The 658-nt window shown below is 71.6% G+C and carries 1 protein-coding gene; it reads left to right on the top strand.

Annotated elements, in window-relative coordinates:
• Positions 1-658 (top strand): ketoacyl-synthetase C-terminal extension domain-containing protein (locus AC3ERT_RS36600; RefSeq protein WP_435179507.1); only part of this gene is annotated, 658 nt, incomplete at both ends.

Raw genomic sequence — 658 nt, 5'->3', positions numbered from 1 at the left:
GAACATCGGTCATACGCAGGCGGCTGCGGGTGTGGCGGGTGTGATCAAGATGGTGCTGGCGCTCCAGCACGAGGAGTTGCCGCGCACGCTGCACGTGGATGAACCGTCCTCGCATGTGGACTGGTCGGCGGGTGAAGTGCGTCTGCTCGGTGAGCCGGTGGCGTGGCCGGCGGGGGAGCGTCTGCGTCGGGCGGGTGTGTCGGCGTTCGGGATCAGCGGGACGAACGCGCACGTCATCCTGGAGGAAGCCCCCGCCGAGCAGGACACCGCCGGCAACACAGGGGCACCGGTCATCGCACCGGCAACCCCGGTGCTCTCCGCGGCTGGTGTGTGGCTGCTGTCGGGCCGTACCGCGGACGGGTTGGTGGCGCAGGCGGGTCGTCTTCGGGAGTGGGTGGCGGCTCGTCCGGCGGTGGAGCCGGCGGATGTGGCGTGGTCGTTGGCGGCGACGCGTACGGCGTTCGAGCATCGTGCGGTCGTGTTGGGCGCGGATCGTGGGGAGTTGCTGGCGGGGGTCCAGGGGCTGGCTGCGGGTGTGTCGTCGGCTTCGGTGGTTGCCGGGGTGGCGCGGGCTGATGCCCGGGTGGGCCTGGTCTTCGCGGGTCAGGGTGCGCAGTGGGTGGGGATGGGCCGGGAGTTGTACGCGTCCAGCCCGCTC

It is taken from the genome of Actinacidiphila sp. bgisy145 (assembly GCF_057708125.1).
This window is presented reverse-complemented; position numbering and strand designations above follow the sequence as displayed.